The following is an 18,769-nucleotide window of genomic DNA, read 5'->3' as shown; positions in this document are numbered from 1 at the left end:
CACCTCTTATATAATCGATTCACGAATTGAGACGTTCACACCTTTAGGAGCATATGCTTCAATCCGCAAATGTTGGCCATGTACCGTTACCCAACCAAGTCCTGAAAAAACAATATCCATTTTTTCTTCACGCACGAGAAAAGTTGATTTTACTAAAGGAGGTAACGTTTCTTTAGAGGTCGGTCCAGGAGGCACTAACAATTCTCCAACGTGCTGTTCATATAATGAATTTGCTTTATCTTTTTTCGTACGGTGAATCATTAATTCATTAGATAAGTAGCATGTAAATGAAGAGCGTTCCCCTTCAGCGAAATCAAATCGACAAAGACCACCGAAAAACAAAGTTTGCTCTGGATTCAATTGAAATACTTTCGGCTTTATTTCCTTTTTAGGCGTAATCACTTTTAATTCTTCACTATCGACATAATGAGCCATTTGGTGGTGATTAATGATACCTGGTGTATCATAAAGAGTCTTACCATCGTCTAATGGTAAATCAATCATATCAAGTGTCGTACCCGGAAAATGAGAGGTTGTTATGAGCTGTTCGGTATCTCCACCATATGCTTTAATTAATTGGTTAATAAAGGTTGATTTCCCAACATTCGTACATCCAACAATAAAAACATCTCGACCATTCCGATAATGATCAATAGCTTCCGCTACTTCCTCAATTCCCTTCCCCTTCTCAGCACTCATTAGACAAACATCCACTGGACGCAACCCTAAATCCTTAGCTGATTTTTTCATCCAATTAACTAGACGATTGTGATTCAATGATTTAGGTAGTAGATCAACCTTATTTCCAACGAGCAAGACTTCATTATTTCCAACGAATCGATGTAAACCTGGTAACCAGCTTCCTGTAAAATCGAAAATATCAACAATTTTCACAATTAATGCTTTACGCTCGCCAAGCCCGTGAAGTATTTTTAAGAAATCGTCATCTGTTAGGGAAATATCTTGAACTTCATTATAATGCTTCAACCTAAAACAACGTTGACATGTAACGACATCTTTTTCTAAAGCCGAAGGAGGTGTATAACCAAGTTGGTTCTTTTCGGTTGTTTGGATTTCAATACCACAGCCAACACATGTGATTGTTCTCTCTTCCATTTGTTAATCCTCCCATTTAATTAGTCCACGTTTTCTCATCCATTTCAATACAAACCGTTCCATCGTACGATTAAATTTTGTAGCTAGTCCATCGGTATTCGTTACAGGTACAACAAGAATTGTATGCAAATTTGCACGGTTCCCACCTAATACGTCCGTAAACATTTGATCTCCAATGACAACAACTTCTTCATCCTTCAAATTCATTTCTTGACACGCTTGTTTAAAAGCACGTCTTCTTGGTTTCTGTGCACTATGAATGAAAACAGCTTCTTCCGGTTCAGCAAATGCTTTTACACGTTTAAGATTATTATTCGAAACGATCGTAATCTTCATGCCCATTTCTTTGAGCTCTTTAAACCATTGCTGAACTTCAGGAGTTGCCTGAGGTCGATCCCACTCAACTAGCGTATTATCAAGATCTGTAATGATCCCTTTTATTCCTTTTTTCTTCAATTCATCAAAACGAATGTCATAAATGCTCTTCTCATATTGATTTGGCAACAGCTGTTTTAACACAAGGCCACACCTCTTTATCATTTTCCAATATTCCTTTACCAAACTTTAACTATACCGTTTTTTTATTTATTTTTCAATAAGTGTCATACACAATAATGTAAGCAAATGAGCACAACATCTTTTTACATTTTTCTCTTTTTATCACTAATTTCAAAAAAGTTTTCGACAAATCCAATCACCATCCAACACTGTGGATAAACTTATACACATATCAATCCATCCAGGGTAAGGGTTTGACCCAAAAGTAAACAGGGTATTAACAGGTTATACACCGGTAAGTGTGGATAACTAGAACAGTTGTTCTAATTTCCTTATCATGGTAGGATTAAATTAATTAATAAACGTACATTTATATGCATAGGTCACATCATGTATTCTACTTTTTTTTCAATATGGTAAGCACACATAGAATGGGAAAAAGGAGGTGAACCTGTCTATCTTGAACTAGACAGGATAATAATGAAAAACCTTTCTGATGAATTATTAATTGAAACTTACTATAAGGCTATCGAGTTGAATTTAAGTCATGATTTTATTGAATTAATCCGCCTTGAATTGACTAGACGCTCTCTAACAGATAAAATAAAACTTTCTTCATAAATATGTGTATGATTGATTATGCCCTAGCGTTAACCTTATATCAAACCGCTTAGTTGTCTTTACTTTAAAAGCTTTGAGTATAGCCGCTACAAAAGGTTGAGCTTTTCTTGTAAGTGGTCTGTTTATTCCAATAACTAGCCTGTACAGATTGGACATCTTTACTACTTCATACAAAAAGGTTGACTACGATAATACGTAGCCAACCTTTTTTAAGTTTATCGGCGATTTCTTGGTCCAATCCGTATATATTCCCTTGGTTTAAAAGGACCTGTACGATCAATTCCGTCATCTAATTGTTGAATTTGATACGTATCCAACCCCTTCAAATGAATTTGCCTTTCATTATATTCATGAGCATACCACCCACTTGAAAATAAAACTAAAAACAAACTAACAGCTGCTAAGCATTTCTGTCTCTTACTCATATGATACACTCCAGTTGAATTTGCTTCTTTTGTTATTTAGAATGGCTCACTCACTAGAAATCTATACATGTTTTTCCAAAATAGCTACTTACACAAGCGATGTAATCGCTTTAAATATTTGCTCAAAAAAATTTTTTAAAAGGATTTTTACTGATTTTCTTCATATTTATAAGTTTCGATAAAATGGCATATCCTAATAAGTACATTAGATGCATGAGTTTTCGTTATAGGTTATAATTTCAATTAGCCTAAAAGTAATACTGTCTTTAAAGGTAAAGAGAGAGGAGTAAACATAATCGTAGCTTAATCATCACTATTATTTCATAAGGAGGTATGTCTGTTGACGCTTTTACATTGGGCTACAATCTCCCCTTTTTTGTTAGCCATCTTAATTCCGTTTTTGTATAAATACTTAAGGTCTATACATACAGGCTGGTTTGTTTTAATCTTGCCAGTGGTTCTATTTATTTATTTCATTAACTTCTTACCAATCACTTCTAATGGTGACGTCGTGAAAGAAGTCGTTCCGTGGGTTCCATCACTCGGAATCAACTTTACTGTTTATGTAGATGGTTTAAGTTTATTGTTCCTATTACTCATAACAGGGATAGGTGCTTTAGTTGTGCTCTATTCCATCTATTACCTTTCAAAGAAGACAGAAAAACTAAACAATTTTTACGTGTACTTATTAATGTTTATGGGTGCGATGCTTGGGGTTGTCCTATCTGATAACTTAATTGTTCTCTATGTTTTTTGGGAAGTCACAAGTTTAGCTTCATCCCTATTAATTAGTTATTGGTTCCACCGCGAGAAATCAACATACGGCGCACAAAAATCAATGCTTATTACCGTAATGGGTGGATTGTCAATGCTTGGTGGTTTCTGCCTTGTTTATGTTATGGCAGGTACATTTAGTATTCGTGAGCTCATTGCCAATGTCGACCTACTAACCGGAAGTACGCTATTTATTCCTGCAATGCTTCTTATTTTATTAGGAGCATTTACAAAATCAGCTCAATTTCCGTTTCACATCTGGTTACCAGATGCAATGGAAGCACCGACACCTGTTAGTGCTTATTTACATTCAGCAACAATGGTTAAAGCGGGTATTTACTTAGTCGCTCGATTAACACCTGTTTTTGGTGGGGTCCCCGAATGGTTTTGGATTCTATCTGGTTTTGGGATCATCACATTATTTTGGGGTTCCTTATCAGCTGTCAGACAAAAAGACCTTAAAGCTATCCTAGCTTTCTCGACGATCAGTCAGCTCGGCTTAATTATGTGCTTACTTGGTCTTGGTTCAGCATCGATGTATTTTGGTATGGGCGAAGATTACTTTACGCTAGCTATATTAGCTGCTGTGTTTCATCTGATTAACCATGCAACCTTTAAAGGTAGCTTGTTTATGACTGCTGGTATTATTGACCATGAAACGGGCACACGAGATATTCGTAGGCTTGGTGGTTTAATGACGATTATGCCTGTAACATTTACCGTATCATTGATCGGAATCGCATCAATGGCTGGGCTACCTCCATTTAATGGGTTCTTAAGTAAGGAAATGTTCTTTACAGGTGTACTACGTGCATCAGAGTTATCCATTTTCAGCATGGAAACGTGGGGACTTTTATTCCCAATCCTTGCATGGATAGCGAGTATTTTCACATTTGTTTACTGTATGATCATGTTCTTCAAGACGTTTACTGGTAAATTCCAACCTGAGAAATTAGAGGTTGACCATGTTCATGAAGCGCCAATCGGTATGTTAATTAGTCCAATTGTATTAGGCTCACTTGTTGTGGTCTTCGGTTTCTTCCCTAATATATTGGCGTACACATTAATCCAACCAGCAATGGCAGCCATTTTGCCTTCGCTCTTACCCGATGGAGAAGTGTTCCATGTCGACATTTACCATTGGCACGGATTTAACGCTGAGCTATTCATGACATTTGGAGTCATTATATTCGGAACGGTCATTTACTTACTGATGAAGAAGTGGACAAAGCTAAGCATTTATATGCGTGAACGCGACCCGCTTAACTGGTTTTATGACAATGGAGTTAGTGGAACGATTAGCGGCTCACAGGCCATTACTCGTATCCAAATGACTGGTTTACTTCGTGATTATTTCGCCTATATGACGGTATTTATCATTCTATTGTGCGGATACACGATGATTAAATATGATGCTTTTGCGATCGAAACGACTAACTTATCAGGTATTGATCCATTTATGTGGGTGCTTACACTTGTCTTTATTGCAGCCACCGTCTCGATTCCATTCATTCATCATCGGATGACGATCGTCATTGTTGTTGGAGTGCTTGGCTTCCTATTAGCCTTACTATTTGTTGTATTCCGTGCACCAGATTTAGCGTTAACACAGTTACTTGTTGAGACGGTTACGGTCGTTCTCTTTATGCTGGCGTTCTATCACTTGCCAGATCTCAGAAAAGAGAAGTTCACACCACGATTTAATATCGTTAACCTATTAATTGCTCTAGGTGTAGGTGGACTCGTCACTGCTATTGCATTTAGTTCATTTGCTCTCGGTTCAGAAGCAAACCTACCAACCATTGCGGAATTCTTTATTGAAAACTCTAAAGAGCTCGCTGGCGGCTACAACATGGTTAATGTCATTCTCGTTGACTTCCGTGGATTAGATACGTTACTTGAGGTTCTCGTTCTCGGTATCGCCGCATTAGGTGTTATCGCACTTGTGAAACTTCGTATGACAGGGAGGGAAGATGTATGAAGCCAAACCAAATAAAGACAAATGACCTAATGCTAAATACGGTTACGCGCTTTGTCACGTTTATCATCCTCTCCTTCTCCGTCTATCTATTCTTTGCAGGTCATAATGATCCTGGCGGAGGATTTATCGGAGGATTAATGACAGCAAGTGCTTTTCTACTGATGTATCTTGGATTCGATATGAAAACAATCAAAAAAGCACTTCCGATCAATTTTGCTTCAATGATCGCGATCGGATTATTAATTGCAATTGGAACCGGGGTTGCTAGTATGCTCTTTGGCTACCCGTTTCTCACGCAATTCTTTGAATACTACCAACTTCCCATCTTAGGAGAAACAGAGCTGACAACTGCTCTTCCGTTTGACTTAGGTATCTATCTAGTCGTAGTTGGTGTAGCCTTGACAATCATATTAACAATTGCGGAGGATGATGAGTAATGGAAATCTTAATGTCCATCACTGTAGGTGTCCTCTTTACAGTGGGAACGTATATGATACTAACGAAAAGCATGTTACGTGTCATAATTGGGTTAATCCTTCTATCACACGGAGCCCACTTACTCTTATTAACGATGGCTGGATTGCAGCGTGGGACACCCCCACTGTTAAGCCTTGGATCAGAAGCGTATGCCGATCCGTTGCCACAGGCACTTATCTTGACAGCCATTGTCATTAGTTTTGGGGTCACATCCTTTTTACTTGTGCTAGCCTATCGTACGTATAAGGAGCATAAGACGGATGATTTAGACCAATTGAGGGGATCTGCTGATGAATAATTTAATTTTACTACCTGTATTAATACCGTTTATTATTGGAACAGTTTTGATATTATTTTCAAAGAAACATACAATCCAACGTGTTATTAGTGCCATTACAATGACCGCGATGCTAGCTTTAGCGATTTATATTGCTATATTCGTCTTCCAAAATGGTATTACAACTCTTGAGTTAGGAAACTGGCAAGCGCCGTTTGGTATTGTACTCGTTGCAGACATGTTTGCAACGATGATGGTTGTATTAGCAAGTATCGTCGGCTTTGTTTGTCTATTTTTCGCCTTTCAAACGATTTCACCTGAACGTGAGAAGTTTTACTTCTACCCGTTTTACTTTTTCTTATTAGCAGGTGTTAACGGTTCTTTTTTAACAGGAGATTTGTTTAACTTATTTGTATTCTTTGAAGTCATGTTAATTGCCTCCTATATTCTTATTGTTCATGGAGGGACGAAATATCAGCTTCGTGAATCATTGAAATATGTCATTATTAACGTTTTTGCATCTATCTTGTTTATCGTTGGGATCGCCTATCTCTATGCGGTAACAGGAACATTAAATATGGCTCAAATTGCAGAACGAGTAGCATTGCTCGATCAGACAGGTGTTTTAAATGTCATTGCGATTTTGTTTTTACTCGTGTTCGGTATGAAAGGGGCTCTTTTCCCTTTATATTTCTGGCTCCCGCGATCATACTACGGACCACCTGCAGCTATCGCAGCATTATTCGGTGGACTTTTAACAAAGGTTGGTATTTATGCGATCATCCGCATGTTTACACTCATTTTCACTCACGATCCTAGCTTTACACATTATATAATCGTGACATTAGCTGGACTTACGATGATTTTCGGCGTACTTGGAGCGTATCACAATTTGACTTCAAGCGAATTCTCTCTTATCACATCATTAGTCAGGTCGGCTATATGGTGATGGGACTTGGAATTTATACGCAATTAGCAATTGCCGGTGCGATCTATTATATTGCTCACCACATTATCGTTAAATCTGCCTTGTTTCTATTTGCAGGCGCTGCACAAAAAGTTACTGGAACAACTGATTTGAAAAAAATGGGAGGACTACTAAAAACCCACCCTTACCTAGCGTGGATGTTCTTTATATGTGCGATTTCACTTGCTGGAATTCCACCATTAAGTGGTTTCTTTAGTAAATTTCCGATTATCCTCGCTGGCTTCCAAGAAGGGGGATATGTCATCGCTGGGGTTGCATTAGCCGTAGGTTTATTAACTCTCTTCTCGATGATCAAAATCTTTATGTATGCCTTCTGGGGAGAACAGAAGCACACTGAAGAACAGGCACAATTCCGTGTAGGTAAACTACTTTTACCAATCGTACCTCTCGTTGCTTTAACGATCGTACTTGGATTTGCAGCAGAGCCCGTCTTTCAGTATTCTTTACAAGTAGCTGAGCAAATTTTAGATCCATCAATTTACATCGAATCTGTGCTTAAGGAGTAGTTGCTATGGCTTTTCAAATTTTAACTAATATTGTCATCGCTCTCGTATGGGTGTTATTACAAAACAGTTACACAGGTGTCGATTTTCTAGTTGGATATGTCATCGGGATCCTGATCCTGTTCGTTTTACGGCGCTTTCTAAGATTCGATTTTTACTTTCGAAGAGTATGGGCGATCATTAAACTAGTACTTTTATTCATCAAAGAATTAGTGTTAGCTAACATCGACGTCATTAAAATTGTACTGAGCCCAAAAATGAACATAAAACCAGGAATTGTAGCTGTTCCAACGAAATTAAAATCAGAGTTTGAGATTACTTTACTCGCATCATTAATTTCTCTAACTCCAGGAACATTATCAATGGATTTCTCGTCTGATAATCAAACGATATACATTCATTCGATTCACGTTCCAGATAAAAATGCTATGATCGAACAAATTCATAATACATTTGAACGAGCTATTATGGAGGTGACGAAGTAATGTTTCATATGATTCTCACGATTGTACTCGTCATCATGTCGATCTCGCTATTCGTCTGCTTCATTCGTACCGTGATAGGCCCTACTATGCCAGATCGAATCATCGCACTTGATGCTTTTGGCATTAATTTAATAGGCTTCATCGGCATTCTTATGATCTTACAAGAGACCGTCGCCTATTCTGAAGTTATACTTGTCATAAGTATTCTGGCCTTTATCGGTACAATTGCATTATCGAAATTTATTGAGAGGGGTGTTGTCTTTGACCGCGACTGAGATTATTATTAGTATTTTTGTTATAATTGGTGGCTTTTTAAGCTTACTCGGTTCAATTGGTCTTATTCGTTTTCCTGATGTATATGGACGTACACATGCAGCAACGAAAAGCGCCACTCTCGGAGTCATCTCCATTATCATTGCCACCTTTCTATTCTTCTTGCTCATCCAAGGTGAATTTATTATGAAATTGTTGCTTGCGATCATCTTTGTCTTCTTAACAGCTCCTGTAGCCGCTCAGATGGTTGGACGTGCAGCCTATCGAACAGAAGTACCTCTATGGGAAAAAAGCGTCCAGGACGACTTAAAGAAAGCTCAAAAGGAATCACAATAATTTATCTAAAGAGTTTGGGACAAAACCCCTCCTCTGAAAATGAAAAGCCGGTAAAATTTTACGACAAGTAAAATTTCACCGGCTTTCATTATTTTGGGGCTCTTCCGCATATTTTTACGAAATATGTAGCCACAAGTTCGTTCCATTGCGCTCCAGAAACTCGCTTTCGAGGCTTTTTCAGTACCTTAAAGGGCACTTCGACTATGGTCAATAAATAACATCAATTCCAACACTTGGATTTCTCGAAGAATCATCGCATCGGATGAATCCTCCCCATTTAATTGAATCACCTTTTCCACTTCATCAATGAACCGAAAAGGATCCCACCGTCCCCATGACTTTACTTCAGATGATACTATACTTGCTTTTTCGTATAAAGATGTAAACACAGACTGTTCTCCTGCAAGACGAAACCAATACTTTGCGTTACTAAAATCTCCTTCTCTCCGGTGCATCATACCATGCCAAAGGCTGCCAATCTCTTCAGGAATTCCTTGTGAGATTGAATGCGACAGCTCTAGTTCATCATTCCAAAGAAGTAAACCTGAACGGACAGCTTGACTTGATAATGTTGAGGAATCATGATCAGTCAGCTCTTCGTCTGACAAATCCATAATTTCTTTTGTAAGCTTCTCGTTCCACCGCTCCTTTGGGCAAAGTAATGGAAGTGGAGAACGGTTGGCCAACTGTGTCGCAACCCTTACATATGTGCCCATCTTATCTCCCCTCTCTTAAAATAAGTTCTCCTATACTTTCTCCCATTAGAAGTGATTGTCCTGCATTTAATTCATTAAATTGAAGTAGACCTTCCTCAGCCAAAAGAACAACGGTCGATCCAAATGAGAAATATCCTAACTCCTCCCCCTTCTCAACATTTCGTTTATGATGAGTGAGCTCAATTGTATTAATGTTCATTGCTCCAACTTTAACAAGTGCTAACGATTTATCGTTGACCTCAACTTCTGTAATAATACGATAATTCCTTGATAAAGGGCGTTTCCCATACGTCAGACCATACTCATTAACTGGATATGACCGTTTTCCAAGTGACCATCTCTCTCTAACAGTAGCTGTCAGTGGAGCATGTATGCGATGGTAATGACTCGGACTTAAATATATAACAGCATATTGACCATTCGCATATTCTTTTGCTTTTTTTTGAGATTCAAACATTTCTTCTAATTTGTACACTTGTCCTTTTATTAAAAACGACTCTCCAGCATTTAATTGTCCAACTTGAGCAACAACACCGTCAACTGGACTAACAACAGTATAATCTCGATGGTCGATCTCTCTACTCCCCTCCTTTAAATTTCGTGTGAATAATTCATGCAAATTTTTATAGGATAGTAATGGTCGATCCATCTCTTCCTGATTAAGATTGAATGTACGAGCGAAAGGAACAACTAGCGGTTTACTTAATGTAGACGTGGCAAACGTTTTTAATAAGTATGACGAAATCCGATGGTTGGTTAACTCTACACATATTCTAAAAAAATTTTTCTTCATTTTCCAAATCTCCTAGAGTCATGTTCTAGTGCATGAGAAAGCACTATGTTATGATTGTAGAAATGAGTTTTTAAAATCGTATCATACAACAAAGGAGTTGATGATATATGTTTTTGTTACAACAATTAGACAACACAGCTAAAAAGATAAAAAGTCAAATAGCTAATGCGTTAACGCTTGTCAATTTATGTTTAGGTGCTTTTGCTATTATTTATGTTATTCAAAATCAACTTCATATTGCCTTATTGTTTATTACAATCGCTGCGTTATGTGACAGGCTTGATGGTGCAGCAGCTAGACGGTTTAATGCGGTTTCTGATTTTGGAAAGCAACTAGACTCTCTTAGTGATCTTGTTTCCTTTGGGGTCGCTCCTGCGTTTCTAATCTTCCAAGCAAGCCTAAACTCCTTCGGTCTTCCAGGGATGTTTCTAACCATTTTTTTCATTTTATGTGGTGCTATCCGATTAGCTCGATTTAACGTTACAACCCCGAAATTTCATTTTGTTGGTTTACCCATTACTGCAGCGGGTTGTATTTTGACCTTACAAATATTAATTGTACCTTATTTACCTTCATATTTCTTCATGTTTCTTACATTGATTTTATCTATTCTCATGATTTCTACTTTTAAGGTTCGCAAAATTTAGAATCGGTAGGCTAGATTTAAAGATATGTGCGTGTGAATAATTTGACAAAAACCTATTAATATGCATCCTATTAAAAATGTCCTTTTTTAGCGAAAATGTCAAAAAAGGACATTTTTTTTAGGTATTTTTGGGTAAAAATCATGGATTTTCCGATGAAACTCTTGACACGACTAGGCTTTCGTGAGAAATTTTAGTTGCAGCATTTTTTGAACTGCTTGTCTAAAAAAATATGATGACAAATAGTTTTCAATCAAAGGAAAGAAAGGGAGTTATTTTAATGAACAAAACAGATTTAATCAATGCCGTTTCAGAGCAAGGAGAATTATCAAAGAAGGATGCTTCAAAAGCAGTTGACGCTGTTTTTGAAAGTATTACAAATGCACTAGTTGAAGGTGGAAAAGTTCAACTTGTTGGCTTCGGTAGCTTTGAAGTACGTGAGCGTTCTGCTCGTAAAGGTCGTAATCCTCAGACTGGAGAAGAAATTGAAATTCCAGCTACAAAAAATCCAGCATTCAAGCCTGGTAAACAACTTAAAGATGCTGTAAACGAATAAAAATGAAAACAACCGACAAATGGTCAACCATTTGTCGGTTGTTTAGTTTTAACATAAACAATTCGGGCTATATCAAGTTTGTACTATCAACGTGTATCCTCATTTTTAAAATTTTCAATTCCAATTTTTATGTTTACATTTTTTAAAATGTGGAACTATACATAAAACGATTGGTTATATTTTTACTGAGGAGGTCACTCGATGAAACTTGATTCCATCCAAACTAACGGTCAACCGAAGCAAGTTCAATTTCAACAACCCGGCTTTGAATATGAAATGAACCTTTACCAATCTATGATGATCCAAATTATACGGGCAGTGGTAAACTGAATGGAAAAGTGATCATCATAACCGGTGGAGATAGCGGGATTGGAAGAGCTGCATCCATCGCGTTAGCAAAAGAAGGCGCTAAGCTAGTCATTACTTATTTAAATGAGCATGAAGATGCTGAAATAACAAAACAAGAAATTGAAAAACACGGCTCTTCTTGTCTACTTATTGCAGGTGATATTGGTGATGAATCCTTCTGCCAAGAAATCATTGATCAAACTATTAACACATTCGGACAGCTAGATGTTCTCATTAACAATGCAGCAGAACAGCATTATCAAGAAAAGATTGAAAACATTTCTACCGTTCAGTTAGAACGCACATTTAAAACGAATATCTTTTCTTGCTTTCACCTTATTAAAGCAGCAATGCCTCACCTGAAAAAAGGTAGTTCCATAATTAATACAGCTTCTATTGTAGCTTTTAAAGGAAATCCCGTCTTAATGGATTATACCGCTACTAAAGGAGCCATGGTTTCTTTAACAAGAGGATTATCACAAAACCTCGCATCTAAAGGTATACGTGTCAATGCTGTCGCTCCTGGACCAATCTGGACGCCTCTCATACCCGCTTCCTTTCCGGCCGAACAAGTAGCAAATTTCGGAACAAACACCCCATTAAAACGTCCAGGACAGCCTGTAGAGCTTGCTCCAACTTATGTATACTTAGCGTCCGACGATTCCACTTACGTCACCGGGCAAGTGCTCCATGTTAATGGTGGAGAAGTAATTTAACATTCAAATTAAAACGGGCCAGGCTAACGAACAAACAGCTTGGCTCTCTTAATTCCACTCTTCATCTTTATCCATTTATAGCTTCTTTCTCGTCAACAAAACAAGCTCGCTTTCTATTTTTCCCACAACTAAGAATGACACTACTTTAATCCATATATATAAACACCACTGACTCCCAACGGACACGAAACATCGTTGACTTCTATCCCCTTCCCTTAAATGTTTAAACCTTCTGTACACCTAAATGGCCAATGCCTCTTAGCTCCTCTATTACAATTTATACATTTTAAAAAAGTTATGTACACAATCAAACTTTAAAAATAACCTATTTTCAAATTATAGACAAATTAGGCATTTAACTATACCCAAATGAACATTAAAGAATAGGTTACTTTATAGACGTTAGCACAATAATTGGAGGGAAAAGTATGCAAGAAGAACTCATTACACCATGGGATGAAGATGAAACACTAGGTGATTTCTTCGTTCCTGCTTATATAGAAGAGATGGCACAGGAAGTCATCACTCATTACGATATGACTGTCTCAAATATGGTCGTCATTACGACAAAAGCAGATAAAGGTGGGCTCATCTGGAAAATAGATACAAACCATGGGCCTCGCAGTTTAAAAATTTTGCACAGAAGACCGGCTCGAAGCTTATTTAGTTTAGGTGCTCAAGAATACCTTGTCAAAGAAAAAGAAGCCCGTGTTCCACCTATTATTAAAACAACTTCAGGTGAAAATTTCGTTGAAAAAGGAGGAAAGTTATGGTTTGTCGCAGAATGGATTGAACCGTTATACCAGGTGACAAAAGACATCGAAGGTGCAAAACTCCTTTGCCATGCCTTAGGTGAATTTCATTCTTTATCCAAAGGGTATATCCCTCCCGCTGGAGCAGAAAATCCATCTCGTTTAAACCGTTGGCCTAAGTCTTATCAAAAAGTGATTCGTAAAATGGATTGGTTTAAAAATATTGCTCACGCCTATCCAGAAATGCCAGCCAGCGCAACCATTCTTTCCGTCACTGATCTGTTTGAGGAGCAAGCAAAGAAAGCCTATGAACGTTTAACTCAATCTAATTATTATGAATTGATCACACGCGGCAACCAAGAGTGGGGACTTGTTCATCAAGATTACGGGTGGTCCAATGGACAAATGGGACCTGGTGGCATGTGGGTGATTGACCTAGATGGAGTTGCTTATGACTTACCAATTCGGGATTTAAGAAAGCTAATAACTGGAACAATGGACGATTTAGGCACATGGGATGTAACGTGGATGCTGGAAATGATTAACGCCTACCACGAAGCGAACCCGATTGAAAATGACCTTTTTGAACTTCTTCTAATTGATATGTCGTTACCAAATGAATACTATAAAAATGTCAAAGAACTCGTTTATGAGCCAGAGTTATTTATGGATAGTGAACTTGATAGTCTTTGTACACGTATCGTTCAAACTGATGAGAGTAAGTGGCCAGCAATAGACGAACTTCAATCCGCTTGGAAAGGAGCATCCTCTTCATGAAAATTTTATTAATTTGCACTGAAAAACTACCTGTCCCTCCGATAAGAGGTGGGGCAATTCAAACGTATATATCAGGAGTTATTAATCTTATCAAACAAGGAAATGATCTTACCGTTTTAGGAACAACAGATCCAAGTTTAGCAGAAGATGAAATCGTCGATTCAGTCCGTTATGTTAGAAAACAAGGTGGTTTACTTGAAACATATATGAAAGGAGTTACTGATTTTTTAATTAATCATTCAAATGAATTTGACATCATTCATATCTTCAATCGACCAAGACTGGTTTTACCTGTGAGGGAAGTATGCCCAAATGCAAAGCTAGTATTAAGCATGCACAATGATATGTTTCTGCCAGAAAAAATAAATCCTGATGAAGCCAAAAAAGCCATTCAAGAATTATCACAAATTATTACGATTAGTAACTATGTCGGTGACACGATTGCTGCATCATTTCCTGAGGTTGAATCAAAAAGAACAACTATTTATTCCGGTGTTGATTTAGATCGGTTTGTTCCACCTGAGTCACCTTTAGCAAAACAAATGCGACGTGAAATTCGTGAACAATACGACCTTCAAGGAAAAAAAGTGATTTTGTTCGCTGGTCGTCTTTCTGCCAATAAAGGAGCAGATATTCTTGTCCGAGCGATGCCTGAATTAGCGAAGAAACATTCTGATATTGCTTTAGTGATTGTCGGGAGTAAATGGTTTAGTCAAAACGATATTAGTGATTATATCGCATATGTAAGAGCATTAGCAGCACGATTGCCGATCCCTGTCATTAACACTGGCTTTATCTCTCACTCAGAAATCCACCGCTGGTTTGCAGCAGCCGATGTTTTCGTTTGTCCTTCTCAATGGCAAGAGCCTCTCGCACGAGTACACTATGAAGCAATGGCCTCTGGATTACCTATTGTGACAACTGCACGAGGTGGCAACCCTGAAGTCATTATCCTAATGAAAATGGGATCGTAATTGAACAACCTGAGCAGCCAGAATCCTTTGTCGAACCGTTAGCAAAAATCCTATCTGATAATGGGCTACGGGATAAAATGAGTAAAAAAGGTCGTGAACTCGCAACCAACCATTATACGTGGGAACGTGTAGCACAAGATATTAAAGCAGTTTGGGACACGGTTCAACAGCTACCTTCACCATCTACCCAATCATTAGAAATAGAGAACGACTTAGAAAATGAGACTCTCGAAGCAAACGAGCCAACAGAGCAAGTAAATCAAGACGACTTAAACATGTCTTCTAACGAAGCGGCAATCGAAGCTATTCACGATGACGATCAACAGACCGAGCAGCCGAACCTTCAAGAAATTCTTACTCTATCTTCTAATCATGAGGATGATAACGCTACTATCCACGAAGACGAGAAACAGACCAAGCAGCCGAACCTTCAAGATAACCTTGCTCTATCTTCTAATCATAAGGAAGATAACGCTACTATCCACGAAGACGAGAAACAAACAAACCAATCGATCATTGAGGGTAATCTTGTCTCACCTCCTAATAACGAGGATTACGTTACTATTCGTGAAGACAAACAAAAGACTGAACAACAAGTGCAAAAACTATTAAATAAACTAAAATTGGAAAAAAACGAGGAATTAGAATCCTTTGTTAAACAACACCTTTTTCAAAAAAACGAGTTAAACGAATATCTTGTTACACTTTACCAGGAAAGTAGATCTGAAGACAAAATGCAAGAAGTAAAAGTATTCGTAGAGAAGCTAACCAAAAACGTCCTCTCCCTTTTAGAGATGAAATTAAAACAAGCAACCGAGAAAAAAGTATCCTATACGTACGATGCAAACAATGTATCTAATTTAAAAATATTCACACAAAAATAACCATTCTTTTACACAAAATCGCTCCATTCGCCCTATCAGGTTTGATCCTTTCAACATACGTATAATTGTATTTAAAAATAACTAGGAGGTTTCCCCAATGGATCACATTGAAGAGCTAACTTTAGAATTTGTAAGAGACGACGATACAACGGTTATAGTCGAATATAAGAGTGATGATCAAGAAATTACGGTAGTAAACAAAACAGAGGAAGGCAAAGAAGAAGTATCCACACAAAGCTTTATTCGCGAAAACTTCATTGAAAACTTAGTCCTTTCAACTGACATGACTGAAAAAAAAGTGCTCAATGCCCTTCTTAATCAGATTGATTCAACTGAATTCTCAGACTTAGAAGTACAGGTTAGCTTTTTAGACGGTACAGAGATTGAATTTAAATATGATGTTGTCAGTGATCAAATCGAAATGGATGAGGATGAGGAAGAAGACGATGAGGATGAAATATAAATAAAAATTTACAACGGGCGGCAGTCCCAAAAGTCCATTAAGTCTATAACGAGCACCATCTTAAGAAGAGCCCTGAAAAAGTTGATTTATACTTTTTCAGGGTCTCACCTTAAGTACCCTGTACTTTTATGATTCGTTTGTTTCCGTTCCTTTCTTACGATCATTGAATATACTGTAAAAAACGAGGTAGTGGTTCATTATGAACCAAAGTGGAAAAGCGTTACTCGGTTCTTGGTTGCAAGCAGTTGGCACCATTGTCTCTGCGTTAGGAAGTACCCCTCCCCCAAACAAACAGAAGCGTCTTCAACTAACCTTTCCTTAATCGGTAACTTGATGCAAGGGACAGGAAATGCTCTCATTGCCGATAGTATAGATGAACAAACGTTAAATAAAATCGGAAATCAAATACAAGCAATTGGCAATTCAACAGTCATAGTCGGTCTGATTATTCATTTCGACCATGATACGACAAATAAAGTTCTAAACATTCAAGGAAATCTATTGCAAGCTCTCGGAAGCACGCTCGCTCTACCCGAATTGTTCCATGAGACAAAATCTTATTCAACACTTGTAAGTATTAACGGTACACTTTTACAAACAATTGGTAACGCACTTCAAGCCATTGCTGGTGGAATCGAACTTAATACAGGTGATGAGGACAACCTTGATTTTGTCGGAAGCTGGATTCAAGCCATCGGCTCTGTCTTACAAGTACTCGTCGCAACAAAAAGCAGTCAAACCACAAGTGCACCGAAATAGTTTGAATTTAACTATTTCGGTGATAACAACCGCAACTATTACTTCGAAAAATATTGAACCCTTCTCCAATGCCAAATCAAAAGGAACAAACAGAAACACTATATGAGGTACGTTTAAGTATTTATTTTCTTCTATCTCTTTTATACTAATTCCAATCAACAACAGGTTTATCCATTTGCACTGGGTAACCTAACTCTTCAGAGGCAGCAAACATAAATTCCTTCCTAAAATAATAACTACGATGATAAACAATTTTTCCATTTTCAATTTCTTGATACTGAATATCATGAATTTCTGCACCTTGCTCTCCGTCAAAAAATACAACAATGACATTTCTTCCCCAAAGTTTGTATTTTTCAGCTCGTAAACCGGGTAAACCGAACTGCATAGATCCTGAACGCATCTCATCCTTAGAAAACTCTTGGAAACCTAATGAAGCTTCATTATAAGCTTCGTCACTAAAAATAGACAGTACCCCTTCAAGATCTCCATTATTCAATGCATTTAAGTATTTCTCAATAATAGAATGCTCACTTTTTATTGATTTTGATGTAGAATTAGACTCTGAATTTATTTTTGGTGGTTGGTTATTCAATTTTTTCCTCATGCGTTGTACAGTTGCATAAACAGCACCTGGAGTAGTCCGAACAATCCCTGCCACTTCTTTAGCTGTAAAGGAGAATACTTCCATAAGTAGAAAGACAGCAGATTGTCTAGGTGTAAAAAGGCTTATTAGATGATTAAGAGCTTCTTCGATCTCTAAACCATCAACAGTTTCTTCTGCTAGCACTTCTTCCTCTATACTACCAATTATTCTTTTTTCTTTACGACAGTGATCAATCCATGTATTAGTCGCTATTCTGTATAGATACGATTTTGGGTTTGTTGCATGCCATCGTTGATGTATACTACCAAACGCCTTTACCATCGTTTCTTGATACAAATCTTCTCCATCCCAAGGTGAGCCCGTTAAATAACGACAATACCTCCACAAACCTTCTGTAAATTCATCAACTAACTCGTTAAACTCTGCTTTAAGCTCTCGAGATTTATCATAAATTGAAAGCTTTTGATCACGTGAAATAGTCATAATAGCCTCCTTCTTTTTTATTCATTATGTATAACGATTTAGAAGGGAAACATTATACGCATGTTCAACAATTTTTTCAAAGTGGATTAATAATTAGAAAAAATCGCCCCTATCATTCTCATTCCTTCTAATGCTAGAATAGTTTCATAGCTTACTCTATTAGATAATCATTGTCTGTAGTTCAATATCATGTCTACAAAATGAATGAGCATGATCTCCTTTGATAATCTGCTTACTTCCATTATAGTCGAGAGCGTGGATTAGAATGCCAAAAGATACTGATCAACGACAATGATCCTGTTTATCATTAACATGGCTCTAAACCACCAGGACAAAATGTTTATCAAGTGATTTCCCTCTATTAGGAAACAGCTGTCTCCATCAATGTTATCCCTCCAAAACCAGTATTTTCAATCCTTTACAAATGAATTGGAATAATCTATCCTTCTAGAACCTTAAATGGTCCTAGAAGGCAAACTAGCTGGAGTTGCGTTTAATTCTAGTGTATATGCATTCACCTACTAGTTCGTAACATCAGGTATG

The 18,769-nt window shown here is 37.5% G+C and carries 21 protein-coding genes and 2 pseudogenes; 17 read left to right on the top strand and 6 right to left on the bottom strand.

Annotated features, from left to right (window positions below; translation table 11 throughout):
- Positions 1 to 6: 6 nt before the first annotated feature.
- Positions 7 to 1,116, bottom strand: a complete 1,110-nt coding sequence (yqeH, locus tag JCM9152_RS14260) for a ribosome biogenesis GTPase YqeH (protein WP_035345640.1) — start codon at positions 1,114 to 1,116, stop codon at positions 7 to 9.
- A gap of 3 nt (positions 1,117 to 1,119) precedes the next feature.
- Positions 1,120 to 1,656, bottom strand: a complete 537-nt coding sequence (locus JCM9152_RS14255) for a YqeG family HAD IIIA-type phosphatase (protein ID WP_035345638.1) — start codon at positions 1,654 to 1,656, stop codon at positions 1,120 to 1,122.
- Between the two features lie 438 nt (positions 1,657 to 2,094).
- Between JCM9152_RS14255 and JCM9152_RS14250 the strand changes: the two genes are divergently transcribed.
- Entirely contained in the window at positions 2,095 to 2,235 is a 141-nt protein-coding gene (locus JCM9152_RS14250; protein WP_035345636.1) for a sporulation histidine kinase inhibitor Sda, read from the top strand.
- Positions 2,236 to 2,450: 215 nt separating this feature from the next.
- Here JCM9152_RS14250 and JCM9152_RS14245 read toward each other — a convergent pair whose 3' ends face one another.
- Entirely contained in the window at positions 2,451 to 2,660 is a 210-nt protein-coding gene (locus JCM9152_RS14245; protein ID WP_035345634.1) for a hypothetical protein, read from the bottom strand.
- Positions 2,661 to 3,000: 340 nt separating this feature from the next.
- Here JCM9152_RS14245 and JCM9152_RS14240 point away from each other — a divergent pair, with 340 nt between their 5' ends.
- The 7 genes and pseudogenes from JCM9152_RS14240 (at position 3,001) to mnhG (ending at position 8,754) form a co-directional block, all read left to right on the top strand.
- Entirely contained in the window at positions 3,001 to 5,415 is a 2,415-nt protein-coding gene (locus JCM9152_RS14240) for a Na+/H+ antiporter subunit A (RefSeq protein WP_035345632.1), read from the top strand.
- Positions 5,412 to 5,852: a Na(+)/H(+) antiporter subunit B gene (locus JCM9152_RS14235; RefSeq protein ID WP_035345630.1), complete on the top strand. Its 441-nt coding sequence runs from the start codon at positions 5,412 to 5,414 to the stop codon at positions 5,850 to 5,852. Before JCM9152_RS14240 ends, JCM9152_RS14235 begins: the two co-directional genes overlap by 4 nt.
- Entirely contained in the window at positions 5,852 to 6,190 is a 339-nt protein-coding gene (locus JCM9152_RS14230) for a Na(+)/H(+) antiporter subunit C (protein ID WP_035345628.1), read from the top strand. The genes JCM9152_RS14235 and JCM9152_RS14230 overlap by 1 nt, the downstream gene beginning before the upstream one ends.
- Positions 6,183 to 7,663: pseudogene (locus JCM9152_RS14225) on the top strand (Na+/H+ antiporter subunit D). Before JCM9152_RS14230 ends, JCM9152_RS14225 begins: the two are co-directional and overlap by 8 nt.
- A gap of 5 nt (positions 7,664 to 7,668) precedes the next feature.
- Entirely contained in the window at positions 7,669 to 8,145 is a 477-nt protein-coding gene (locus JCM9152_RS14220) for a Na+/H+ antiporter subunit E (RefSeq protein WP_035345626.1), read from the top strand.
- Complete coding sequence (locus tag JCM9152_RS14215; RefSeq protein ID WP_035345624.1) at positions 8,145 to 8,420, top strand: Na(+)/H(+) antiporter subunit F1; 276 nt, start codon at positions 8,145 to 8,147, stop codon at positions 8,418 to 8,420. Before JCM9152_RS14220 ends, JCM9152_RS14215 begins: the two co-directional genes overlap by 1 nt.
- A complete protein-coding gene (mnhG, locus tag JCM9152_RS14210; protein WP_035345622.1) occupies positions 8,407 to 8,754 on the top strand; it encodes a monovalent cation/H(+) antiporter subunit G in 348 nt (115 codons plus the stop codon). Before JCM9152_RS14215 ends, mnhG begins: the two co-directional genes overlap by 14 nt.
- Positions 8,755 to 8,939: 185 nt before the next feature.
- Here the strand turns inward: mnhG and JCM9152_RS21455 are convergent, their stop codons facing one another.
- Complete coding sequence (locus tag JCM9152_RS21455) at positions 8,940 to 9,470, bottom strand: hypothetical protein (protein ID WP_052015974.1); 531 nt, start codon at positions 9,468 to 9,470, stop codon at positions 8,940 to 8,942.
- Position 9,471: 1 nt separating this feature from the next.
- A complete protein-coding gene (locus tag JCM9152_RS14200) occupies positions 9,472 to 10,263 on the bottom strand; it encodes a phosphatidylserine decarboxylase (protein WP_035345620.1) in 792 nt (263 codons plus the stop codon).
- Positions 10,264 to 10,370: 107 nt separating this feature from the next.
- Between JCM9152_RS14200 and pssA the strand changes: the two genes are divergently transcribed.
- The 9 genes and pseudogenes from pssA to JCM9152_RS14165 all read left to right on the top strand — a co-directional run bounded on the left by pssA (position 10,371) and on the right by JCM9152_RS14165 (position 17,136).
- Positions 10,371 to 10,910, top strand: a complete 540-nt coding sequence (gene pssA / locus JCM9152_RS14195) for a CDP-diacylglycerol--serine O-phosphatidyltransferase (protein ID WP_035345618.1) — start codon at positions 10,371 to 10,373, stop codon at positions 10,908 to 10,910.
- A gap of 277 nt (positions 10,911 to 11,187) precedes the next feature.
- Positions 11,188 to 11,463, top strand: coding sequence for a non-specific DNA-binding protein Hbs (gene hbs / locus JCM9152_RS14190; protein ID WP_035345616.1), 276 nt, complete (start codon positions 11,188 to 11,190; stop codon positions 11,461 to 11,463).
- A 201-nt stretch (positions 11,464 to 11,664) separates the two neighbouring features.
- A pseudogene (locus JCM9152_RS14185) lies at positions 11,665 to 12,527 on the top strand (SDR family oxidoreductase).
- A gap of 428 nt (positions 12,528 to 12,955) precedes the next feature.
- Positions 12,956 to 14,056, top strand: a complete 1,101-nt coding sequence (locus tag JCM9152_RS14180) for a CotS family spore coat protein (protein ID WP_035345614.1) — start codon at positions 12,956 to 12,958, stop codon at positions 14,054 to 14,056.
- Positions 14,053 to 15,030 (top strand): glycosyltransferase family 4 protein, encoded by a 978-nt coding sequence (locus JCM9152_RS23385; protein ID WP_235715723.1) that lies wholly within the window; start codon positions 14,053 to 14,055, stop codon positions 15,028 to 15,030. The genes JCM9152_RS14180 and JCM9152_RS23385 overlap by 4 nt, the downstream gene beginning before the upstream one ends.
- A gap of 77 nt (positions 15,031 to 15,107) precedes the next feature.
- Entirely contained in the window at positions 15,108 to 15,914 is an 807-nt protein-coding gene (locus JCM9152_RS23380; protein ID WP_235715722.1) for a hypothetical protein, read from the top strand.
- A gap of 97 nt (positions 15,915 to 16,011) precedes the next feature.
- Positions 16,012 to 16,377 (top strand): hypothetical protein, encoded by a 366-nt coding sequence (locus tag JCM9152_RS14170; protein ID WP_035345612.1) that lies wholly within the window; start codon positions 16,012 to 16,014, stop codon positions 16,375 to 16,377.
- A gap of 199 nt (positions 16,378 to 16,576) precedes the next feature.
- Positions 16,577 to 16,699, top strand: coding sequence for a hypothetical protein (locus tag JCM9152_RS23750; protein ID WP_268870741.1), 123 nt, complete (start codon positions 16,577 to 16,579; stop codon positions 16,697 to 16,699).
- 11 nt (positions 16,700 to 16,710) lie between these two features.
- Entirely contained in the window at positions 16,711 to 17,136 is a 426-nt protein-coding gene (locus JCM9152_RS14165; RefSeq protein ID WP_052015971.1) for a DUF6944 family repetitive protein, read from the top strand.
- Positions 17,137 to 17,281: 145 nt separating this feature from the next.
- Here JCM9152_RS14165 and JCM9152_RS14160 read toward each other — a convergent pair whose 3' ends face one another.
- Positions 17,282 to 18,226 carry a sigma-70 family RNA polymerase sigma factor gene (locus JCM9152_RS14160; RefSeq protein ID WP_052015970.1) on the bottom strand — a complete coding sequence of 315 codons (945 nt, stop codon included), beginning with the start codon at positions 18,224 to 18,226 and terminating at the stop codon, positions 17,282 to 17,284.
- Between the last annotated feature and the right edge of the window lie 543 nt (positions 18,227 to 18,769).

The organism is Halalkalibacter hemicellulosilyticusJCM 9152, assembly GCF_000513115.1.
Classification (GTDB): Bacteria; Bacillota; Bacilli; order Bacillales; family Bacillaceae_D; genus Halalkalibacter; species Halalkalibacter hemicellulosilyticus.
The sequence above is the reverse complement of the archived record's forward strand: the minus strand, read 5'-3'. Positions and strand labels throughout refer to the sequence as shown.

Excerpts from the sequence above, each read along its gene's own strand:
- JCM9152_RS23385 (WP_235715723.1), top strand. The coding sequence starts at position 14,053 with ATGAAAATTTTATTAATTTGCACTGAAAAACTACCTGTCCCTCCGATA.
- JCM9152_RS14160 (WP_052015970.1), bottom strand. The coding sequence starts at position 18,226 with ATGACTATTTCACGTGATCAAAAGCTTTCAATTTATGATAAATCTCGA.
- yqeH (WP_035345640.1), bottom strand. The coding sequence starts at position 1,116 with ATGGAAGAGAGAACAATCACATGTGTTGGCTGTGGTATTGAAATCCAA.
- pssA (WP_035345618.1), top strand. The coding sequence starts at position 10,371 with ATGTTTTTGTTACAACAATTAGACAACACAGCTAAAAAGATAAAAAGT.
- JCM9152_RS23750 (WP_268870741.1), top strand. The coding sequence starts at position 16,577 with ATGAACCAAAGTGGAAAAGCGTTACTCGGTTCTTGGTTGCAAGCAGTT.
- JCM9152_RS14180 (WP_035345614.1), top strand. The coding sequence starts at position 12,956 with ATGCAAGAAGAACTCATTACACCATGGGATGAAGATGAAACACTAGGT.
- JCM9152_RS21455 (WP_052015974.1), bottom strand. The coding sequence starts at position 9,470 with ATGGGCACATATGTAAGGGTTGCGACACAGTTGGCCAACCGTTCTCCA.
- JCM9152_RS14170 (WP_035345612.1), top strand. The coding sequence starts at position 16,012 with ATGGATCACATTGAAGAGCTAACTTTAGAATTTGTAAGAGACGACGAT.
- JCM9152_RS14245 (WP_035345634.1), bottom strand. The coding sequence starts at position 2,660 with ATGAGTAAGAGACAGAAATGCTTAGCAGCTGTTAGTTTGTTTTTAGTT.
- JCM9152_RS14230 (WP_035345628.1), top strand. The coding sequence starts at position 5,852 with ATGGAAATCTTAATGTCCATCACTGTAGGTGTCCTCTTTACAGTGGGA.
- JCM9152_RS14235 (WP_035345630.1), top strand. The coding sequence starts at position 5,412 with ATGAAGCCAAACCAAATAAAGACAAATGACCTAATGCTAAATACGGTT.
- JCM9152_RS14255 (WP_035345638.1), bottom strand. The coding sequence starts at position 1,656 with ATGATAAAGAGGTGTGGCCTTGTGTTAAAACAGCTGTTGCCAAATCAA.
- JCM9152_RS14250 (WP_035345636.1), top strand. The coding sequence starts at position 2,095 with ATGAAAAACCTTTCTGATGAATTATTAATTGAAACTTACTATAAGGCT.
- JCM9152_RS23380 (WP_235715722.1), top strand. The coding sequence starts at position 15,108 with ATGAGTAAAAAAGGTCGTGAACTCGCAACCAACCATTATACGTGGGAA.
- hbs (WP_035345616.1), top strand. The coding sequence starts at position 11,188 with ATGAACAAAACAGATTTAATCAATGCCGTTTCAGAGCAAGGAGAATTA.
- JCM9152_RS14220 (WP_035345626.1), top strand. The coding sequence starts at position 7,669 with ATGGCTTTTCAAATTTTAACTAATATTGTCATCGCTCTCGTATGGGTG.
- JCM9152_RS14215 (WP_035345624.1), top strand. The coding sequence starts at position 8,145 with ATGTTTCATATGATTCTCACGATTGTACTCGTCATCATGTCGATCTCG.
- JCM9152_RS14165 (WP_052015971.1), top strand. The coding sequence starts at position 16,711 with ATGCAAGGGACAGGAAATGCTCTCATTGCCGATAGTATAGATGAACAA.
- JCM9152_RS14200 (WP_035345620.1), bottom strand. The coding sequence starts at position 10,263 with ATGAAGAAAAATTTTTTTAGAATATGTGTAGAGTTAACCAACCATCGG.